Raw genomic sequence first — 16,627 nt, forward strand, 5'->3', positions numbered from 1 at the left:
CCATTTCACCAGCTCACCATTTCACCGCCGCACCCACCACGCCCACGCCATCAGGACCAGCTGCAACGGCAGGCGCACCCATAGGGCCCACTCCGGCACCGACAGGCCCGCGCCGCCGGTTTGCAGCATGTACACGTTGGCCGGAAATACGGCCACCAGCAGGGCCACCAGGCCCCCGGCGGCCCAGCGGCGGGTGGCGGGCACCAGCAGCCCTAAGGCCCCGGCAATTTCGGCGGCCCCGCTCAGGTACACCAGCAGCAGCGGCTGGGGCAGGTAGGGCGGCACGATGCGCACAAACCCCTCGGGCCGCAGAAAGTGCAGCAGCCCGGCATTCAGAAACAGCAGCGCCAGCACCAGGCGGCCGATGGATTTTAGGTTCATGGAGCGGCAAGCAGTCAGGTATAAGCCGCAAGCTAGGCATAGGAGAGTAGCAACCCGGTCGAGCGTGCCGCTTGCCGCGGAAAGCTGGTAGCTTCCGAACACTACGTACCTTCGTGGGGGCGTTAGTGCCGTATTCACCTCTATCTGTTTTTAGCGCATGAAATTATTTCCGCTGGCCCTGGGCCTGAGTCTGGCTACGGCCACGGGGGTCCTGGCCCAGCAGCCCGCCGGCTACCGCATCCGCCTCGACCTGGAGCACGTGACCAACGACCGGGTGAAGGTGGTCATCAACACGCCGACTATTCAGGAAGACCAGGCCACCTACGTGATGCCCTCGGTGGTGCCCGGCTCGTACTCCAAGAAGGATTACGGCCGCTTCGTGACGGGCTTCAAGGCCTTCGATAAGAACGGCAAGACCCTGAAGGTGAAAAACGACGGCCCCAACCTGTTCGTCATCAGCAACGCCCGTCAGCTCGCCCGCCTCGAATACCTCGTGGATGATACCTGGGACGCCAAGCAGGACGACCAGTTTATCTTCCAGCCCGGCGGCACCAACATCGATGCCGGCCGCAACTTCACCATCAACCACTACGGCTTCTACGGCTACTTCGAGGGCTACAAAATGCAGCCCTACGAGGTGGACGTGCTCAAACCGGCCACCCTCTACGGCGCCACCGCCCTGTCCGCCCGCCGCCCCTCGGCCACCCAGGACGTGTTCACGGCCCCCGATTACGTGACGCTGGCCGACGGCCCCATTCTGTATGCCCAGCCCGATACGGCCAGCTTCAGCACCGGCGGGGCCCGCATTTCGGTGGCCGTCCTCTCGGAAACCGGCGCCGTGAAGGCGGCCGACGTGAGCCGGATGCTGCGGCCCATGTCGGAGGCTCTGACCAGGTACTTCGGCAAGATGCCGGTGCCGCGCTACCAGTTCCTGTTCTACTTCCCCAGCCTGAACTCGCCGCTGAGCAGCGAAAAGGGCGGCTACGGGGCCATGGAGCACAGCTACTCCTCGCTCTACTTCCTGCCCGAGGTGCCCGACCCGGCCCGTCTGCAAAGCATGGTGCTGGAAGTGGCCTCGCACGAGTTTCTGCACATGCTGGCCCCGCTCAACATTCACTCCCGCGAAATCGGGGAGTTTGATTTCCGCAACCCTCAGATGTCGCAGCACTTGTGGCTCTACGAGGGCGTGACGGAGTACGTCTCGCAGCTGGTGCAGGTGCAGGGCGGCCTGACCACGCCCGCCGAGTTCCAGGCGCGCATCAAGCAGAAAATTGATAAGGCCGAGAAGCACCCTGCGGTGTCGTTCACCGAGATGAGCAAGCACATTCTGGAGGCACCCTACCAGGACATGTATGAGAACGTGTACGACAAGGGTGCCCTCATCGGCCTGCTGCTCGATATCCGCCTGCGGGAGCTGAGCCAGGGCCGCCAGACCCTGCGCGACGTGCTGCTGGCTCTGCGCGAGAAGTACGGCCCCACCCGCTCGTTCGAGGATGCCGCCCTGATTCCCGAAATCGTGGCCCTCACCAACCCCGAAATCGGGACCTTCTTCGGCCGCTACGTGCAGGGCGCCGAGCCGCTACCCCTGGCTGAGTACCTGGGCAAAATCGGGTGGGTGTACCAGCCGGTGGCCAACGCCCGCATCAAGGCCTTCGGGAACCTGGGCTTCGCCTACGACCAGAGCAAGGACCAGTTCCGGGCCGCCAAAACCAAGCCCGCGCAGAACGCCTTCGGGCTGGCCGAAGGCGACGTTATCGTGGCCGTCAACAACCAGGCCCTCACCATGCAGAACGCCGAGCAGCTGCTGCGCCCCCTCGTGGAGCCCGCCACCGCCGAGGCAGTGCGCCTCAAATTCCGCCACGGCAGCGGCGGCGCGGTGCAGGAGCTGGAAGCCACGCCCAAGGAGTTCGAGGTGCAGGTCAAGAACCTCGTCGAATCCGTGCCTTCGCCCACGCCCACCCAGCAGCAGCTCCAGGACGCGCTGCTGAAAGGGAGTTAGAAAGTTTAAAAGGTGAGAAGTCAGAAAGTGGGTACTGATTCTGAATAACGGCGCCCCATACCGGACGGCTCAACTTTCTAACGTATTAACTTCCCGCCTTACAACCTCAAGATGATTCTACGCGCTGAGCACCTGGTTAAGAAGTATAAGTCGCGCACGGTGGTGAACGATATGTCGCTGCACGTGGAGCAGGGCGAAATCGTGGGCCTGTTGGGGCCGAACGGAGCCGGCAAAACCACTTCCTTCTACATGACGGTAGGCATGGTGAAGCCCAACGAGGGCAAGGTCTTCCTCGATGACCGCGACATCACGAAGCTGCCCATCTACCAGCGCGCCCGCCTCGGCATCGGCTACCTGGCCCAGGAAGCTTCCGTGTTCCGCGACCTGACGGTGGAGGAAAATGTACTCTCGGTGCTGGAAATGACCGATATGCCCAAGCAGGCCCAGCGCGACAAGGTGGAGGAGCTGCTCAACGAGTTCAGCCTGACCCACGTGCGCAAAAACCTGGGCCGGGTGCTGAGCGGGGGGGAGCGGCGGCGCACCGAAATTGCCCGCGCCCTGGCCGTGGACCCCAAATTCGTGCTCCTCGATGAGCCCTTCGCCGGCGTCGACCCCATTGCGGTGGAGGAAATTCAGGGCATCGTGGCCAAGCTCAAGCACAAGAACATCGGCATCCTCATCACCGACCACAACGTGAACGAAACGCTCAGCATCGTGGACCGGGCCTACCTGCTCTTCGAAGGCAAGCTGCTCAAAGCCGGCACCGCCGAAGAGCTGGCCGCCGACGAAATGGTGCGCCGCGTGTACCTGGGCAAGCACTTCGAGCTCAAGCGCAAAGTCTGATTTAGTTGCTAGTTAATAGTTGTCAGTTGTCAGGGGCATGATGAAAAGAACGTCAGTCAGAGCGAAGCGAAGAATCTCACGTGCTGACGTTATAATGACTATTCGCTGCAACACGCAATACTTTTCGCTTCGCTCTGAATGACGTTCTTTACCGGCAACTAACAACCGGCAACTGACAACTGAATACATGATTGGCACCGTTCTGACCTGGGCCGTGCAGCGCCGACTGGCCAGCATTGAGCATTTCCGCCAACACCCGCACGAGGTGCAGGAGCAGCTGCGCCGGGAGCTGCTGCTAACGGCCCGCGGTACTGACTGGGGCCGTCGTTACGGCTACCCCGATGCGCCCTCGGCCCGGGAGTTTGCTCAGCGCGTGCCCGTGAGCAGCTACGAGGAGCTGTTTCCGGAGCTGGAGCGGGTGATGCGCGGAGAGGCCGATGTGCTCTGGCCCGGCCGGGTAGAGTGGTTCGCCAAAAGCAGTGGCACCACCAACGCCCGCAGTAAGTACATTCCTGTCACCCGCGCGGCCCTCCATGACGGCCACTACCGCGCCGGCCGCGACATGACGGCCCTGGCTACCCTTCATTACCCCGAGGTGGGCATTCTGGCTGGCAAGACGCTTTCCCTGGGTGGCACCCACGGCCCCAACCCCCTGCGCCCCGACGATGCTTCTTCCCGCGCCGGCGACGTGTCGGCCGTGATTATGCAGAATCTGCCTGCCTGGGCCGAGTTTGTGCGTACCCCGCCGCTGGAGCTGGCCCTGCTGGAGGAGTGGGAGGAGAAGATTGAACGCATTGCCCGCCACGTGCTCACCCAGGATGTGCGGGTGCTGGCCGGCGTGCCCACCTGGATGATCGTGCTGCTGCGCCGGGTGCTGGCGCTGGCCGGCACCGATTCGCTGCACGACGTGTGGCCCCGTCTGGGGCTGTTTCTGCACGGGGCGGTGGCCTTCGGGCCCTACCGGGAGCTGTTCCGCCAGCTTATCCCCAGCCCGCGGATGCACTACCTCGAAGTGTACAATGCCTCCGAAGGCTACCTGGCCCTCCAGGATGAGCCCGATTCCGAGGACCTGCTACTGCTGCTCGACCACGGCATCTACTACGAATTCCTGCCCCAAAACCAGTGGGACGTTTCCGAGCCCCGGGCCATCGGGCTGGCGGAGGTGGAACTGGGCCGCACTTACGCCCTGCTCATCAGTACCAATGCGGGCCTGTGGCGCTACAAAATCGGCGATACGGTGCGCTTTACCTCCCTGGCCCCGTACCGGATCCGCATCAGCGGGCGTACCAAGCACTTCCTCAATGCCTTCGGCGAGGAAGTGGTAGTGGAGCACGCCGATGCTGCCCTGGCCGCCGCCTGCCGCGCCACCGCCACCACTGTCCGCGACTACACTGCCGCTCCCATCTACTTCACGGCCCACGACGGCGCTTCCCGGGGCGGCCACCAGTGGCTGGTCGAGTTTACTCACCCGCCTGCCGATGCGGCCCGCTTTACGCAGGTGCTCGACGATACCCTGCGCCAGCTCAACTCCGACTACGACGCCAAGCGCCACCGCGACCTGGCCCTCACGCTGCCCACCCTGACCGTGGCTCCGGCGGGCACGTTTGAGCGCTGGCTGGCGGGCCGGGGCAAGCTGGGCGGCCAGCACAAAGTGCCGCGCCTGAGCAATTCCCGGGAGCTGCTGGACGAAATCCTTTTACAACTAAAAAAATAGTTGTACCTAGCCTGCGCGCCACATGTCCGCGCTTGCTATGACCCTATCCGCTTCTGCCTTATTGCCGGCCCTTCTGGCCCTGGCCGTAGCGCTCAGCCTGACCGGCTGTGCCACCAAGCCGCCCCGCGGCCCCATCGGCTTCTGGTCCCGCAACCGCTTCGACCGTAGCGGCGACTACCGCCACGGCCCCTGGCGGGCGTATTTCGATGCGGCGGAGCACCACCTAGCCAACCGGGGGCGCTACCGCCACGGGCAGACGGTGGGGAGGTGGCACTACTACAGCCCGAGCGGCCAACGGGAGCGTACCGAGCATTTCCACCGGGCCGGCTTGGTAACGCTTACCGTGTACCATCCCAACGGGCGCGTCGCCAAGCGCGGGCGCGCCCGTTACGTGGACAACGCCTCGTCGGTCCAGTTTTTCTGGTTTGGGGAGTGGCGCTGCTATGCCTCCTCGGGCCGGCCCCTACCGTCGGAATACTACACTAATGGCATAAAACAAGATACCCCGCTCACTACGCCGGCGGGCGAGACTATTTCCAGTAAAAAATCTGAATAGGACGTTAAAGGGATAGTGAAAGCGAGATAGTCGTGGGAAAAATCACAGTAGAAAATCCGCTGCCCCATAGCCTGCCGTAAGTTAGACCCGGAATAGTAGCAATCCTGTCGCTGATTTTAGCGGGCGTTAGGCTTGAACTATTATTGGAAAAAAGTCTATATTTCGCTTCGTTCCCGCCCCCAAATTCCCACATTATGTCCGCCGTTACCACCCCAACACACCGTTCGGGCGGCCGCCGCCGCCGTAGTTACAGCCGCCTGCAAGCCGAAGAGAAGGCGGAAAAACGCTCCCGCTATATCACGGCTGGTATTCTCGGCCTCATTGCTTTTGCCTTGCTCGCGAGTCTGGGCGTTATTGCTGCCAACGCCGTCCACTAAGTCTGCCGTTGCTCTTCGGCCGCTACGCCGTTTTGACCGCCCCAGGGCAGCCAAAACGGCGCAGTTGCTTGTTATTCGTCGAGGATACCGCCAACGAGGCCGCCCAATACGCTGCCGCTTTCCTTGCGGGCATTGCTGCCATTCGGGGCCAGAGCCTGGATGAGCTTCTTGACGGGCATCGATTGCAGCCACACCCGGCCGGTGCCGCGCAGGGTGGCCAGCAGCAAGCCTTCGCCCCCGAAAATCATGGACTTGAGGCCCCCGGCCCGGGCAATGCTGAAGTCGATACCGGGCTCGAAAGCCACTACGCAGCCCGTATCGACGCGCAGCAGCTCGTTATTGAGGTGCTTCTCGATAACCGTACCGCCCGCGTGCACGAAGGCGCGGCCGTCGCCGGTTATTTTCTGCAGAATAAAGCCTTCGCCCCCGAAAAAGCCCGCGCCCAGCTTCTGGTTGAGGTGAATGCTGATCTTGGTGCCCTTGGCCGCGGCCAGAAACCCGTCCTTCTGTACAATCAGGCCCTGGGGCAGGTCGCGCATATTCAGGGCGATGATGGTACCGGGGTAGGGGGCCGAAAACGCCACGTGCGCCTTGCCGTAGCTGCCGCGGTGGGTGAAGTGGGTCATAAACAGCGACTCGCCGGTGAGCAGGCGTGTACCGGCCGAAAACAGCTTGCCCATGATGCTCTGGTTGGCTTCCGAACCGTCGCCCATTTTGGTTTCGAAGGCAATATCCTCGCTCATGTACACCATGGCACCGGCCTCGGCCACCACCGTTTCGTTAGGATCCAGCTCGACTTCGAGCACCTGAATGTCGTTGCCGATGATTTTGTAGTCGATTTCGTGAGACTGCATCAGAGGAAGAAAAAGTGGAAAGGATAAGTCAAGTATAGCAAAAGACGCATAAAAGCGCGCCATGCCGGGAAGCGGAGAGCCGGCAGAAGCTGTCAACCGACAGCCCTGCCAACGTCCCGCCACCGGGCATGGCGCGCTTCTGTACGCCGCCGGAGCGTTATTCTTCGTCTTCGGGCGTTTCCTCGTCCTCGTCGATTTCCTGGCCTTTGGCGTTAGCCTTGGGCTTCTTGTTTTTGGCCTCGGTGCTGCTGCGGCGCACAAAGTCCTCCTCCGACTCTTCTACTTCCTCCACGGGCAGGTCTTCTTCCTCCTCGTCCTTTTCGCCAAACTGTCCGTCGCGGTTCACGAGCTTTTTGTCGCGCACGTGGCGGTTGAGGAACTGGTTGATTTCCTCAATGGAGTAGTTAGAGGTGATTTCGCCCAGGGGATTTACCTTGATTTCGAAGCCTTCCAGCTCCTTATGCACCCGTGCTTTTTTCTCGGGCTCGTTCTTTTTCTTCGGGTTGACGGACTTTTTAGCCATGATGCAGGGCGCTGAAGTAGATGGAAAGCACCGGGCCGGAACCCGCGCCTTCTTGGTACGCAAGCTCCAGGGGGAAAGATGTGCCCGCCCGGCCACTGGCCGCCCGCCAGCAAAAAGCCCGCCCGACGTCAGGTCGGGCGGGCTCGGGTAAGCGCTGGAAGGGCAGGAGCTACCTAAGCGGGCAGTGCGGCCACGGCGGCCTGAATGCGTTCCGCCGTTTCCTGGGGACCGAGAATGTGCATGATGTGCATCAGGTCGGGGCCGGCGGCCTGGCCGGTGACGGCCACGCGCAGGGCCTGGAGCACCTGCCCGATTTTCACGCCCTGGGCCTCCAGCACCTCCGTCAGGCGGGCCTTGATGCCTTCCGGCGAAGCGTCCGGGAGGGCGGGCAGCTGGGCGGCAAACTCCGTGAGGGCGGCGGCTACTTGAGGGTTCCACTTCTTGCTGATCACCTGCTCATCGTAGCTGCTGGGGCGCTGGAAGAACAGTTGGGCCTCCCGGGCCAGATCGGCCGGGAAGGTAGCACGCTCTTTTACCAGAGCGGCAATCTGCTCGGCTTTGGCGGCGTCCACGGCCAGGCCCTGGGCCGCGAGGTCCGTGATGAGGTACTGGGCCAGCTCGGCGTCGGGCTTGGCGCGCAGGTACTGCTCGTTGAACCAGCGCACTTTGTTCTGGTCGAAGCGGGCCGGCGACTTGCTCACGCGCTCAATCGAGAAGTTCTCAATCAGCTCATCCATCGTGAACAGCTCCTGGGTGGTGCCGGGGTTCCAGCCCAGGAAGGCCAGGAAGTTGATGAAGGCCTCGGGCAGGTAGCCCGACTCACGGTAGCCGCTGCTTACGGTTGGCTCGCCGGTCTGGGCGTCGGTGCCGTGGAATTCGAGCGGGAACACCGGGAAGCCCAGCTTGTCACCGTCGCGCTTGCTGAGCTTGCCGGTGCCGTCGGGCTTGAGCAGCAGGGGCAGGTGGGCAAACTGGGGCATGGTGCTTTCCCAGCCCAGGTAGCGGTACAGCAGCACGTGCAGGGGGGCCGAGGGCAACCACTCTTCGCCCCGAATCACGTGGGTGATTTCCATCAGGTGGTCGTCCACGATGTTGGCCAGGTGGTAAGTCGGCATCCCGTCGGACTTCATCAGCACCTTGTCGTCGATGGCCGAGGAGTGCACCACCACCCAGCCCCGGATCAGGTCCTGGAAGCGGACTTCCTCCTTGCGGGGCACTTTCAGGCGGATAACGTAGGGCGCGCCCGAATCCAGCAGCTGCTGCACTTCCTCGGCCGGCAGGGTGAGGGAGTTGCGCATCTGGGCCCGGGTGATGCTGTTGTACTGGGGGTTGGGCACCTTGGCGGCCGTGAGGCGGGCGCGCATGGCGTCCAGCTCCTCGGGCGTATCGAAGGCGTAGTAAGCGTAGCCGTCCCTGATGAGCTGGTCGGCGTACTGGCGGTACATGGGTTTCCGCTCGCTCTGGCGGTAGGGGGCGTGGGGGCCGCCCTGCTCAATGCCTTCGTCGATTTCGATGCCGCACCAGCGCAGCGAGTCCATGATGTACTGCTCGGCGCCGGGCACGAAGCGGTTCTGGTCGGTGTCTTCGATGCGCAGCAGCATCTTGCCGCCCAGCTTGCGGGCCAGCAGATAGTTATACAGCGCAGTGCGCACGCCGCCAATATGCAGCGGTCCGGTGGGGCTGGGCGCAAAGCGCACCCGTACTTCTCTTTCCATAAGTCAGGGAGTTCACGGCGTCGTCGGGTAAGAAAACGCGCCGCAAAGGTACGAAAGGTGAGTTGGGGAAGTGGTGAAATGGTGAGTTTCCTGTTCAGACTGCCCGTTGGCGCTACGGCACCAGTTCCGAATGACCGTCAAACTCACCATTTCACTACATCACCAACTCACCTCAAGGCCATACTTGCCCAGCAGCCCGGGCAAACCGGCCAGGGCGAAGCGGGCTTTTTTCAGCTCGTTCTGCTCCGGGTCGAGCACGAGGTGGCGGGCGGTGCGCAAGTCGGCGCCCGGCAGGCGGGTCTGGCTGAATACCGCGCCCGGCAGCTCGCACTCGTCGAATACGGCGTTGGTGAGGTCGGTGCGGGTGAAATCGGCTTCGCGTAGAGAGCAGCCCACGAAGCGGGTATTGGGCATCCCCTTGCCCCAGAACGAGGCGTAATCAAGCTGGCACCGGTCGAAATGCACGTCGAAGAGCAGGTCGCGGCAGGCGTTGAACGGCAGGCCCAGCAGTTTACAGCCCGCAAAGGCCACGTTCTGCAGGCTGGTATTGGCCAGCGTGACGCCCGCCAGGTTGCAGTTCTCGAACCGGCACTCACTCAGCCGCCACCCCGACAAATCGGCCCCGCTCCAATCGAACCCGATGAAGTGGAACTGCTCAAAATCGCGCGTCCCTTCCAACTCCGGCGGGAGCACGCGGTGCAACACATTCTCGGGCGGAAAATAGATGGGTTGGGCCAGGGCTTTGGCGGCTTTGCGGGAGGACGGTCGGCGCATCAGGAGCGGTTTTTAAACCCGAGCCAGAGCCCCAGACCCAGCAGCACCGCCCCGCCCTTAATGGCCCAGGCCACCGTCGGGCCCCAGGTGTAGATCCAATCGAGGAGGGGGAACCGGAAGTTGGCGGGCAGCAGGTAAGGCGCCAGCAGGGCAATCAGCCCGGCGCAGAATAAGAAGATGCCTAATTCACGCATAGTTTTTGAGTTTATAAGTTGGGAAGTGGATAAGTTAGAAAGTAATGCGGAGCAGAGCGAAGGGCACTGTGAGGCATGGGAAAGAGAGAGTCAGAAAGCAGACCACGTGAGTCATTTTCTAACTTCCCCCCCTTACAAACTTCTCAACTTTCTAACTCCCCACGGCGATGCAGGAAATTTCTACCTGCACGTCTTTGGGCAGGCGGCTGACCTCTACTGTTTCGCGGGCGGGAGCGTAATCGACCTCAAAATAGCTGCCGTAGATATCGTTGATGAGGCCGAAATTGCCCAGGTCCTTCACGAAGATGCTGCACTTCACCACGTGGCGCAGCGTGAGGCCGGCGGCGCCCAGCACGGCCTGCAGGTTGCGCATTACCTGGTGGGTTTCGGCCGCTACGTCGCCGCCGCCCACCAGTTGGCCGGTAGTAGGATCGAGGGCAATCTGGCCCGAAACGTACACGGTGTTGCCGGCCTGGATGGCCTGGCTGTAGGGGCCGATGGGAGCGGGGGCCTGGGGCGAGAAAACGATGGTATGGGCCATGTGGGCAGAAGAACAGGAGGGAGGAAAAGGAACGTCTATCTTTGAGCGAAAGTAAGCCGAAAAACTATGCATCTGTTCATTGTAGGGGGCGAAACCGTGGAAGCGGAGCTGCGCCGCAAATTTGGCCCCGCGCACTCCTACGACTTCTGTCCTGCCCCGGCCGCTGACCTGACCGCCCGTCTCGCCGCCGCCGATGTAGCCTTCGACCTGCGCGACTGGCCCGAGCTGCATTACGAGCAGCCCCGCCAACCCCTGTTCTACAACGCCACGGCCCGCAGTCTGGCCCAGGTATTCCAGGGCGAAGCGGCCCCGTTTGGCCCGGTCTTCGGTTTCTGCGGCCTGCCCACCCTCCTGGACCGCCCGTTGCTGGAAGTCAGCCTGTACCGCCCTACCGATGCCGCCGAGCTGGCCGCCACCTGCGCCGCCCTGGGCACCGACTACCGGCTGGTGCAGGACCGTGTGGGTCTGGTCACGCCCCGGGTGCTGTGCATGGTTATCAACGAGGCCTGCTACACCCTGCAGGAAGGCACCGCCACCGTCCAGGACATTGATTTGGGCATGAAACTGGGCACCAACTACCCCCATGGGCCTTTCGAGTGGGCCAACGCCATCGGCGTAAACCGGGTATATGAAACGCTGGAGGCCCTCTACGAGGATACCCACGAGGAGCGTTACAAAGTGTGCCCGCTGCTGAAAACGATGTGTCTGCGTGGGGAGCAGTTTGAGCTGTAAGCGCATTGCGGCTCGGCCCACATAGAAACGGCCACTTCGGAAGCTCCGAAGTGGCCGTTTCTATGTGAGTAGTGATAAGCTGGCAACGCATAAGCTGATAGCTATCAGCCAATAGCCAGCAGCTACCGATTTTTACTCCACCGTCACCGATTTGGCCAGGTTACGGGGCTGGTCTACGTTGCAGCCGCGCATCACAGCAATGTGGTAGGAGAGCAGTTGCAGCGGTACTACCGATACCAGGGGCATAAGCACCTCACTGGTGGCGGGCACCTCAATCGTGAACTCGGCCATGGCCGGAATCACGTCGTCGCCTTCGGTTACCACGGCAATGATGCGGCCTTTGCGGGCCTTCACCTCCTGGATGTTGCTGACCACCTTCTCGTAGGAGCTGTCCTTGGTAGCAATGACCACTACCGGCATGTTCTCATCAATGAGGGCGATGGGGCCGTGCTTCATCTCGGCGGCCGGGTAGCCTTCCGCGTGGATATAACTGATTTCCTTGAGCTTGAGGGCGCCTTCCAGGGCCACGGGGAAGTTGTAGCCCCGGCCCAGGTAGAGGAAGTTAGTGGAGTCCTTGAAGATCTCGGCAATCTGCATGATTTCCGTGTTCAGCTCCAGAGCCTTCTCCACTTTGGCCGGAATAGTGTTCAACTCCACCATCAGCTCGCGCAGACGCGTATCGGTGAGGGTGCCGCGCTTATGGCCCACAATCATGGCCAGCAGCGTGAGAACCGTTACCTGGGCCGTGAAGGCTTTGGTCGAAGCTACGCCAATTTCGGGGCCGGCGTGGGTGTAGGCACCCGCATCGGTGGCGCGGGCAATGCTCGAGCCCACCACGTTGCAGATCCCGAAGATGGTGGCGCCGCGGCTCTTGGCCAGTTCCAGGGCCGCCAGCGTATCGGCCGTTTCGCCGCTCTGGGAAATGGCAATTACGATGTCGCGCTCCGTGATAACGGGGTTGCGGTAACGGAATTCCGAGGCGTATTCCACCTCTACCGGAATGCGGGCCAGGTCTTCCAGCAGATACTCGGCCACCAAGCCGGCGTGCCAGGAAGTACCGCAGGCTACAATCAGGATGCGGTCGGCATTCACGAATTTCCGCTCGTAGGCGCGCACGCCGCCCATGTTCAGGTGGCCGGCTTCCAGCTCCAGGCGGCCGCGCATGGAGTCGAGAATCGAGCGGGGCTGCTCGAAAATCTCCTTCATCATGAAGTGCTCGTAACCGCCTTTCTCAATGCGGTCCAGCTCCAGCTCCAGCTTCTGGATGTAAGGCGTCTGCTTCACGTCCTCGCGGCTGCGCAGGTCCATTTCGCCATCCTTGATAACCACCAGTTCGTAGTCGTTAACATAGACTACTTCGTTGGTGTACTCGATGATGGGAGTGGCATCGGAAGCCAGGAAGAACTCGTTTTCGCCGATGCCTACTACCAGCGGGGAACCCTTACGGGCGGCAATGAGCTGGCCCGGATTGTCCTTGCTGAGCACCACAATGGCGTAAGCGCCTACCACCTCATGCAGAGCCAGACGCACGGCCTGCTCCAAGGAGCAGTTATTGTTTTTCTGAATCTCCTCAATGAGGTTCACGAATACTTCCGTGTCCGTATCGGAGTGGAAAACGTGGCCCTGCAGTTGTAGGTGCTTCTTCAGCGCCGCATAGTTCTCAATGATACCATTGTGAATGATGGCAATCCGCTCCGAAGTGGAGTAGTGCGGGTGAGCATTCACGTCGTTGGGCTCCCCGTGGGTGGCCCAGCGGGTGTGGCCCATACCGATGTTGGCATGCGTATCCTTCTGCTCGATAAAGGCTTCCAGATCAGCAACCTTGCCTTTCTTCTTGTACACGCTGAGTTGGCTGTTGTCGAGCAAAGCAACGCCGGCCGAGTCGTAGCCGCGGTATTCCAGCCGGCGCAGACCTTTAATGATGATGGGACAAGCCTCACGGTGCCCGATGTAAGCGACAATTCCGCACATAGTGTTTTGAGTGGTTCAGAGCAGAAAATTCCGAAAAAGAAAGCAAAAATCGGGCGGCAACGGCAAAAGCCGTGCCGCCCTGTTCGGCAAGTTTCGCCAGCAGCCAGGGGGCTAGCGGAGCTTGGAGTAGTATACGCGCAACTTAAATCCGCTGGCGTCCAGTTGCGCGCGATTCAGGGTCAGGCTGGTGGAAGAACGCAGGATGGGAGACAGTAATAGCCCCGTAGGCAGTTCCCCATTCAAACGATTCTGCAGGTAGGCTTGCAGGTATTCGGTAATAGCCACGGCGTAGTACTGGTTTGAAGTGCCTGAGCCCACCAGGGTAGCCGCCGCCGGCGCGCCCACCGAAGTAGGGGTAGAGCGGTAACTGCCAGCGGATGTGCTGATAATCCCTTCCTGCTGAACCAGTCGTTCTGCAGTGCTGGCCCCGGCCGTCCGGACCAGCGGCTGATTGGCATCATTCACTTCGTACAGGTACAGACCCCCATTGTAAGGAAACAACGCGTTGCTGAACGGCTTAACCGGAATCAGGAGTTCGGCGCGGTTGATAGCCAGACCTGCCTGATCGCGCAACGCCTCCAGCCCCTCAAATTCGATGCGGGTTCCCAGTCCCACGCCTTCCTGCACGTACGTCAGGCCGTTGGTTGAAGCTGCCGGAAGTGGGTTTTGGGGCGTTAGGCCGGCCAGCGCCGAGCCCGACAGGTCAGTGGTGAGCTGGGTGAAATACTTGCCGTCGGCGAAGCTCCCCGCCTGGGGCGGAATGCTGGCCAGGTAAAGAGCGTAACTAAGATTATTCTTCTTCACGCCGGCCGCCGTCGTGCCCTGGAAATAGAATCGCAGTTGCGCGGCCGAAGTCCGCGAGAACCCAACAATGTTGCCCGTGTGGGTAGCCGTGGGACGCAAGGCAATTCCCGGAAGAACGGCGTCGAGTGCGGCTTGGTTGAAAGAGGTACTCTTCAGGGCCTGAAACAAAGCCGCCGTCGGGCCGGCCGCGCTCGGGTACTGCTGGAGTCGAATACGAACAACCTGATCGGGGGCAGTTGTATTGATGGTGTCGTTGACTCCGCTGACCGTGGATACCACGGTCCGGACCGTGCGTTCCCGGTTCAGAGCCGCCGCAAAGTTGCTCACCAGCGCCGGATCCGTGGCGACGGATGATTCCGACGTGTATACCGTCCGCTCATCAAGCGGCTGCTGCAGGGGCAGCAGGTCGAGGCGCAGGGGCTGCGCTGCCGAGCCGTATACCTGGCTGAAGGGCAGCGTCAGCACCACCGAGTCCAGTACCGGCGTCGTGAATCTGGCCGGTAGCGAATCGGGGTTAGACAGCACCAGCAGATTCAGAAATGAGGTAGCCGTAGTCGTACCCACAAACGAATCCTTCAACCGGCCCGCCAGATACTGATCGGCTTTAACCGTCTGAACAGGTTGTTGCCGAACAGTGGACGCCTTCAGGGGCAGGTCGAGAAAAGTAGCTGAAATGGGCGAAGTGCCGGGCAGGTCGAGGCCCAGGTCAGTGGCCTTTTCACAGGCCGTGGTGAGGCCCAGCAGGCCAACGGCAAAGAGAGAAACCGAAGCAAGTCGGCTGGCGCTAGTTGGCCAATTCATTATACAGCGCGTAGTAAGAAGTCAGCAGGTTGTCGTCGGCGGCGACCTGCTCAATTTGTTTTTTGGTGGAGTACTCCGTGAACAGCGTATTCAGGTTCTCACTGAAGTCCTCGTCGGATTTCACTACCGTGTCGGCATACTCCATGCCTACTTTGATGAAGCCGCCGAAATCGGCCGTTTTCAGCGAAGCCAGCATATCGTCATCGATGTCCAGCATTTTGGCCTTCTCCACAATGTCGCCTTCAAACTTGAAATCGAATTCGTTATTGTAGATGGTGAACACCGATTTGGCATCCTTGAAAATCGGATCCTTCTTGTAGGTCGTTTTCAGGTACATCGGAATCAGGCCCGTCATCCAGTCGTTGCAGTGCACGATATCGGGGGCCCAGCCGAGTTTCTTGACCGTTTCGAGCACGCCTTTGCAGAAGAAAATGGCACGCTCATCATTGTCGGAGTGAAACTTATCGTTCTTGTCTACCAGTACCGATTTGCGGTGGAAGTAATCTTCATTGTCAATGAAGTAAACTTGCAGCTTCGCATTCGGAATGGAGGCCACTTTAATAATGAGCGGCTTCTCGTCTTCGCCCACCGCAATATTAATTCCCGACAGCCGGACTACTTCATGCAGGCGGTTTTTACGCTCATTGATAATACCGAACCGGGGCACAAAAATGCGGATCTCCATCCCCATTTCCTGCATTCCCTGCGGCAGCCGCCGCAAAAACTCTGCTACCTTAGTGGTTTGCAAAAACGGGTTGATTTCCGTGGCAGCATAGAGTATTCTCAACTTGGACATATAGAGTCAGTTGGGGTTATTGGGAAAGGGCAACACTTTGGGATGCACAAAATTAAGCATTTTTGAGGGAATTTTCAATCTAGTTCGGTTGCCGGCTCGTCCAAGCGCCGCTTTTACTCTATGGAGATACTCAATACGGCGGCGGCGTTGCAAGCCCAGACGGAAATCTGGCGCCAGCGCGGGCAGCGCATCGGTCTGGTGCCAACAATGGGAGCCCTGCACGAAGGCCATTTGCAGCTGGTGCGCGCCGCAGCCCGCGAGTGTGAGGTGGTAGTGGCCAGCATTTTTGTCAACCCCACACAGTTCAACAATCCCGATGATTTCCGGCTCTACCCGCGCCTGCCCGAGGCCGATGCGGCCCTGCTGGCTCCGGCCGGCTGCACAGCCCTGTTTCTGCCTTCGGTAGAAGAAATGTACCCGCGCCCCACGGCCCTGCAGTTCGATTTTGGCGCCCTGGAGCGGGTGATGGAAGGCGAGCACCGGCCGGGGCATTTCAATGGGGTGGCCACAGTGGTCAGCAAGCTGTTTCACCTGAGCCGGCCCCACCGCGCTTATTTCGGGCAGAAGGATTTTCAGCAGGTGGCCATTGTGCGCCAGCTCATCAGCGACCTGTCGTTCGACCTGACGCTGGTGGCCTTCCCCACCGTGCGCGAAGCCGATGGGCTGGCTATGTCTTCGCGCAACCGCCGGCTCGATGCCACAGCCCGGGCCCTGGCGCCGCGCCTGTACCAGAGCCTGCAGCTGGCTGAGCAATTGGTACGGGCCGGAGCCCTGAGTCCGGCGGCCGTGCAGGCCGCCGTAACGGAGGCACTGGCTTCGGTGCCGGGGCTGGAGCTGGAATACATAGCCGTAGTGGATGCTCACAGTCTGCAGCCTCTCACAGCCTGGTGGCCCGGCCGGCCGGTGGCCCTGTGTCTGGCGGCTCATCTGGGCGGTGTGCGCCTGATTGACAACGTGGTGGTGGAACGGTAGCCGGGGATGGGCTAGTGCCGGACCACTCGAATGACTCTCCGGAACTGCCCGCCCCGCTTTTTCCTTTCCCCGTTGCCGCT

At 61.1% G+C, this 16,627-nt stretch carries 17 protein-coding genes; 7 read left to right on the top strand and 10 right to left on the bottom strand.

Going from position 1 to position 16,627, the window contains the following annotated elements; translation table 11 throughout:
• Window positions 1-21 precede the first annotated feature (21 nt).
• Entirely contained in the window at window positions 22-381 is a 360-nt protein-coding gene (locus KLP40_RS03655; protein ID WP_215592284.1) for a DoxX family protein, read from the bottom strand.
• A 157-nt stretch (window positions 382-538) separates the two neighbouring features.
• Here KLP40_RS03655 and KLP40_RS03660 point away from each other — a divergent pair, with 157 nt between their 5' ends.
• The 5 genes from KLP40_RS03660 to KLP40_RS03680 all read left to right on the top strand — a co-directional run bounded on the left by KLP40_RS03660 (window position 539) and on the right by KLP40_RS03680 (window position 5,870).
• Window positions 539-2,380, top strand: a complete 1,842-nt coding sequence (locus tag KLP40_RS03660; protein WP_215592285.1) for a M61 family metallopeptidase — start codon at window positions 539-541, stop codon at window positions 2,378-2,380.
• A 111-nt stretch (window positions 2,381-2,491) separates the two neighbouring features.
• The gene (gene lptB, locus KLP40_RS03665; RefSeq protein WP_215592286.1) at window positions 2,492-3,223 is read left to right on the top strand and encodes an LPS export ABC transporter ATP-binding protein; all 732 of its coding nucleotides are present in this window, start codon (window positions 2,492-2,494) and stop codon (window positions 3,221-3,223) included.
• Between the two features lie 187 nt (window positions 3,224-3,410).
• Window positions 3,411-4,937 carry a GH3 auxin-responsive promoter family protein gene (locus KLP40_RS03670; protein WP_215592288.1) on the top strand — a complete coding sequence of 509 codons (1,527 nt, stop codon included), beginning with the start codon at window positions 3,411-3,413 and terminating at the stop codon, window positions 4,935-4,937.
• Window positions 4,938-4,959: 22 nt separating this feature from the next.
• The gene (locus tag KLP40_RS03675; protein ID WP_215592289.1) at window positions 4,960-5,493 is read left to right on the top strand and encodes a toxin-antitoxin system YwqK family antitoxin; all 534 of its coding nucleotides are present in this window, start codon (window positions 4,960-4,962) and stop codon (window positions 5,491-5,493) included.
• Between the two features lie 194 nt (window positions 5,494-5,687).
• A complete protein-coding gene (locus KLP40_RS03680; RefSeq protein WP_215592290.1) occupies window positions 5,688-5,870 on the top strand; it encodes a hypothetical protein in 183 nt (60 codons plus the stop codon).
• A gap of 71 nt (window positions 5,871-5,941) precedes the next feature.
• On the opposite strand, the gene KLP40_RS03685 is transcribed toward KLP40_RS03680, so the two are convergent.
• The 6 genes from KLP40_RS03685 to KLP40_RS03710 form a co-directional block, all read right to left on the bottom strand.
• On the bottom strand, window positions 5,942-6,724 hold the full coding sequence (locus KLP40_RS03685; RefSeq protein WP_215592291.1) for a TIGR00266 family protein: 783 nt from the start codon (window positions 6,722-6,724) through the stop codon (window positions 5,942-5,944).
• A gap of 157 nt (window positions 6,725-6,881) precedes the next feature.
• Window positions 6,882-7,247 carry a hypothetical protein gene (locus tag KLP40_RS03690; RefSeq protein WP_215592292.1) on the bottom strand — a complete coding sequence of 122 codons (366 nt, stop codon included), beginning with the start codon at window positions 7,245-7,247 and terminating at the stop codon, window positions 6,882-6,884.
• Window positions 7,248-7,420: 173 nt separating this feature from the next.
• Window positions 7,421-8,962: a glutamate--tRNA ligase gene (gene gltX, locus KLP40_RS03695; protein ID WP_215592293.1), complete on the bottom strand. Its 1,542-nt coding sequence runs from the start codon at window positions 8,960-8,962 to the stop codon at window positions 7,421-7,423.
• 159 nt (window positions 8,963-9,121) lie between these two features.
• Window positions 9,122-9,736, bottom strand: a complete 615-nt coding sequence (locus tag KLP40_RS03700) for a pentapeptide repeat-containing protein (RefSeq protein WP_215592294.1) — start codon at window positions 9,734-9,736, stop codon at window positions 9,122-9,124.
• The gene (locus tag KLP40_RS03705) at window positions 9,736-9,930 is read right to left on the bottom strand and encodes a hypothetical protein (protein ID WP_215592295.1); all 195 of its coding nucleotides are present in this window, start codon (window positions 9,928-9,930) and stop codon (window positions 9,736-9,738) included. The genes KLP40_RS03700 and KLP40_RS03705 overlap by 1 nt, the downstream gene beginning before the upstream one ends.
• Window positions 9,931-10,081: 151 nt before the next feature.
• Window positions 10,082-10,471, bottom strand: coding sequence for a RidA family protein (locus KLP40_RS03710; RefSeq protein ID WP_215592296.1), 390 nt, complete (start codon window positions 10,469-10,471; stop codon window positions 10,082-10,084).
• A gap of 66 nt (window positions 10,472-10,537) precedes the next feature.
• Here KLP40_RS03710 and KLP40_RS03715 point away from each other — a divergent pair, with 66 nt between their 5' ends.
• Window positions 10,538-11,203: a 3-hydroxyacyl-CoA dehydrogenase family protein gene (locus tag KLP40_RS03715; protein WP_215592297.1), complete on the top strand. Its 666-nt coding sequence runs from the start codon at window positions 10,538-10,540 to the stop codon at window positions 11,201-11,203.
• Between the two features lie 132 nt (window positions 11,204-11,335).
• Here KLP40_RS03715 and glmS read toward each other — a convergent pair whose 3' ends face one another.
• The 3 genes from glmS to KLP40_RS03730 form a co-directional block, all read right to left on the bottom strand.
• Window positions 11,336-13,174 carry a glutamine--fructose-6-phosphate transaminase (isomerizing) gene (gene glmS / locus KLP40_RS03720; protein WP_215592298.1) on the bottom strand — a complete coding sequence of 613 codons (1,839 nt, stop codon included), beginning with the start codon at window positions 13,172-13,174 and terminating at the stop codon, window positions 11,336-11,338.
• 111 nt (window positions 13,175-13,285) lie between these two features.
• Window positions 13,286-14,779 carry a DUF4270 family protein gene (locus KLP40_RS03725; protein WP_215592299.1) on the bottom strand — a complete coding sequence of 498 codons (1,494 nt, stop codon included), beginning with the start codon at window positions 14,777-14,779 and terminating at the stop codon, window positions 13,286-13,288.
• On the bottom strand, window positions 14,763-15,575 hold the full coding sequence (locus KLP40_RS03730; RefSeq protein WP_215592300.1) for a glycogen/starch synthase: 813 nt from the start codon (window positions 15,573-15,575) through the stop codon (window positions 14,763-14,765). The genes KLP40_RS03725 and KLP40_RS03730 overlap by 17 nt, the downstream gene beginning before the upstream one ends.
• Before the next feature lie 120 nt (window positions 15,576-15,695).
• Between KLP40_RS03730 and panC the strand changes: the two genes are divergently transcribed.
• Window positions 15,696-16,547: a pantoate--beta-alanine ligase gene (panC, locus tag KLP40_RS03735; protein WP_215592301.1), complete on the top strand. Its 852-nt coding sequence runs from the start codon at window positions 15,696-15,698 to the stop codon at window positions 16,545-16,547.
• The last annotated feature ends 80 nt before the right edge of the window (window positions 16,548-16,627 follow it).

Origin of the sequence: Hymenobacter piscis, from assembly GCF_018760735.1 — a bacterium.
GTDB lineage: Bacteria > Bacteroidota > Bacteroidia > Cytophagales > Hymenobacteraceae > Hymenobacter > Hymenobacter piscis.

Excerpts from the sequence above, each read along its gene's own strand:
- KLP40_RS03725 (WP_215592299.1), bottom strand. The coding sequence starts at position 14,779 with ATGAATTGGCCAACTAGCGCCAGCCGACTTGCTTCGGTTTCTCTCTTT.
- gltX (WP_215592293.1), bottom strand. The coding sequence starts at position 8,962 with ATGGAAAGAGAAGTACGGGTGCGCTTTGCGCCCAGCCCCACCGGACCG.
- KLP40_RS03670 (WP_215592288.1), top strand. The coding sequence starts at position 3,411 with ATGATTGGCACCGTTCTGACCTGGGCCGTGCAGCGCCGACTGGCCAGC.
- panC (WP_215592301.1), top strand. The coding sequence starts at position 15,696 with ATGGAGATACTCAATACGGCGGCGGCGTTGCAAGCCCAGACGGAAATC.
- KLP40_RS03690 (WP_215592292.1), bottom strand. The coding sequence starts at position 7,247 with ATGGCTAAAAAGTCCGTCAACCCGAAGAAAAAGAACGAGCCCGAGAAA.
- KLP40_RS03710 (WP_215592296.1), bottom strand. The coding sequence starts at position 10,471 with ATGGCCCATACCATCGTTTTCTCGCCCCAGGCCCCCGCTCCCATCGGC.
- KLP40_RS03655 (WP_215592284.1), bottom strand. The coding sequence starts at position 381 with ATGAACCTAAAATCCATCGGCCGCCTGGTGCTGGCGCTGCTGTTTCTG.
- KLP40_RS03715 (WP_215592297.1), top strand. The coding sequence starts at position 10,538 with ATGCATCTGTTCATTGTAGGGGGCGAAACCGTGGAAGCGGAGCTGCGC.
- KLP40_RS03730 (WP_215592300.1), bottom strand. The coding sequence starts at position 15,575 with ATGTCCAAGTTGAGAATACTCTATGCTGCCACGGAAATCAACCCGTTT.
- KLP40_RS03700 (WP_215592294.1), bottom strand. The coding sequence starts at position 9,736 with ATGCGCCGACCGTCCTCCCGCAAAGCCGCCAAAGCCCTGGCCCAACCC.
- lptB (WP_215592286.1), top strand. The coding sequence starts at position 2,492 with ATGATTCTACGCGCTGAGCACCTGGTTAAGAAGTATAAGTCGCGCACG.
- KLP40_RS03675 (WP_215592289.1), top strand. The coding sequence starts at position 4,960 with ATGTCCGCGCTTGCTATGACCCTATCCGCTTCTGCCTTATTGCCGGCC.
- glmS (WP_215592298.1), bottom strand. The coding sequence starts at position 13,174 with ATGTGCGGAATTGTCGCTTACATCGGGCACCGTGAGGCTTGTCCCATC.
- KLP40_RS03680 (WP_215592290.1), top strand. The coding sequence starts at position 5,688 with ATGTCCGCCGTTACCACCCCAACACACCGTTCGGGCGGCCGCCGCCGC.
- KLP40_RS03685 (WP_215592291.1), bottom strand. The coding sequence starts at position 6,724 with ATGCAGTCTCACGAAATCGACTACAAAATCATCGGCAACGACATTCAG.
- KLP40_RS03705 (WP_215592295.1), bottom strand. The coding sequence starts at position 9,930 with ATGCGTGAATTAGGCATCTTCTTATTCTGCGCCGGGCTGATTGCCCTG.
- KLP40_RS03660 (WP_215592285.1), top strand. The coding sequence starts at position 539 with ATGAAATTATTTCCGCTGGCCCTGGGCCTGAGTCTGGCTACGGCCACG.